This window comes from Microcystis sp. LEGE 08355 (assembly GCF_015207185.1).
Lineage (GTDB): Bacteria > Cyanobacteriota > Cyanobacteriia > Cyanobacteriales > Microcystaceae > Microcystis > Microcystis panniformis.
The window spans coordinates 1-1,984 of the sequence record NZ_JADEXI010000738.1 but is presented as its reverse complement, the minus strand read 5'-3'; the positions used below and the strand labels follow the sequence as shown (position 1 = coordinate 1,984).

The window sequence follows — 1,984 nt, the reverse complement described above, 5'->3', positions numbered from 1 at the left end:
TAGAGCCGAATATCCCCTATCGATCGATCGTCTGCAAAAAGCGATTAATCAGGCCAAAAAATTTGGTTTAATGGGTTCCCAAGTATTCGAGTCCACTTTCGATTTTAAGGTGGATATCCGCATCGGGGCGGGAGCTTTTGTCTGTGGAGAGGAAACCGCTCTCATCCATTCCATTGAAGGCGGCCGCGGCACTCCCCGCACCCGTCCCCCCTATCCGGCCCAATCAGGTCTCGATGGTTGTCCCACCCTGATTAATAACGTCGAGTCCTACGCTAATATCGCCGCTATTATCCGCGAGGGAGCCGCTTGGTATGCCAATATCGGTACTGCCAGCGGTAAAGGCACAAAAATCTTCGCTTTAACGGGAAAAATCCGCAATAATGGGCTGATTGAAGTGCCGATGGGCATTACTCTCCGGGAAATTGTCGAGGAGATGGGGGGTGGTGTTCCCGATGGTCAGGTGAAAGCGGTACAAACCGGCGGCCCCTCTGGGGGTTGTATTCCCGCTAATTTACTCGATACTCCCGTGGATTACGAATCCTTAGCTAAACTCGGTTCGATGATGGGATCCGGGGGGATGGTGGTTATGGATGATAGCACCAGCATGGTGGAAGTGGCGAAATTCTATATGGAATTCTGTCGCGAGGAGTCCTGTGGTAAATGTATCCCCTGTCGCACGGGAACAGTACAAATGTTTGAATTATTGGCCAAAATTATCGCTCGAAAAGCCGATATTCACGACCTCGAAAACCTAGAACATCTCTGTCAAATGGTCAAGGAAACCAGTCTTTGCGGTCTTGGTCAAAGCGCTCCCAATCCGATTTTAAGTACCCTACAGTATTTTAAGGAGGAATATCTGGCTCTGTTACGGGAAAGCAAGCACCCCGTCTCTGTTTGAGAAAAAATCGATCGAGGCCGAACACTGTTGGGCCTCGATCGATTTTTTCGGTTATGGGAAGTCTGGTGGGCTGCCGGGTTATCTTGAAGAGAGTTAGCAGTAGTCTCAGGAGACGATAGATTATGACTTGGCGCGGCTCAACCGATACAAAAGATCGCATTTTTGCAGCTTTAGTATATCTTTTACCCTTATATTCGGCCTTTGCCTTCGGTATCTTTATCTTTCGGCAAATTCCTTTTTTAGAAGCGGCCTTAGCAATAGTTTTAACTCCCTTAGCTTTTCTCTATAGTTCTCTGGGAAGCTTTGGCAGTTTAATTATCTTCCTCGTCCTCTTTTTGGCTGTGGTACGCAATCCCCGCATCAGTCATTTTATCCGGTTTAACACCATGCAGGCGATTTTAATCGATATTTTGGTGTATTTATTGGGATTGGCCTTAGGTTTCGTCGCTAGGGGTTTAGGGGCGAATTTGGTGGTAGAAACTCTTTTTAACGTCGTCTTTTTGGGAGCATTTGCCGCCTGTGTTTACAGCATTATACAGTCGGTTATCGGCAAATACGCCGATATTCCCACAATTTCCGAGGCGGCCTATTCCCAGGTGGGAGGTTAAGTTAGGCTGGCTGAATAAATCTAAAAACCTTGTTGGGTAAGACTTTTAGACTTTTTGGCAATCAAAAAGTACCAGATATGGGAGTGATCGGGGGGAAAATTCCTGGACTTTTTCCCTGAAAATTAGGTAATTGACCCCTTCAAAATCGGTAAAACCCCACACCCCACACCCTGCCCCCAGGAAAAACTTTTTCAGCAGACCCTATTTAATGGTTAATTGATAGAAAGACAAGGTAAATTATTGGTGGCTATGCGCGGAGATAGAAGTCGTCAATCAGCCCAAAAACTTTGGGGCCAGTTTACCCGGTGTTTACCGACAATGCGCGGTTGCTTACACAGACTTTTGGGAGTCCTAAGTAGGTGGGTGGAATTAAATATAAGATGAACGTAGGTTGGGCTTCGGCCGTGAGCTTTTGCCGAACGGTTGAAGCATGAAACCCAACGCCCGATTATGTTACGCTACCGCTAACCCATCCTAC

General features: G+C 47.0%; 2 protein-coding genes and 1 pseudogene. All 3 read left to right on the top strand.

The window, feature by feature from the left end:
• On the top strand, positions 1 to 898 hold an 898-nt coding region (locus IQ242_RS23525; RefSeq protein WP_193961617.1), incomplete at its 5' end, for an NADH-quinone oxidoreductase subunit F.
• 122 nt (positions 899 to 1,020) lie between these two features.
• Positions 1,021 to 1,506, top strand: a complete 486-nt coding sequence (locus tag IQ242_RS23520; RefSeq protein ID WP_193961616.1) for a Tic20 family protein — start codon at positions 1,021 to 1,023, stop codon at positions 1,504 to 1,506.
• Between the two features lie 255 nt (positions 1,507 to 1,761).
• Positions 1,762 to 1,858 (top strand): annotated as a pseudogene (locus IQ242_RS23515) (IS1 family transposase); the annotation flags it as partial.
• Positions 1,859 to 1,984: the final 126 nt, after the last annotated feature.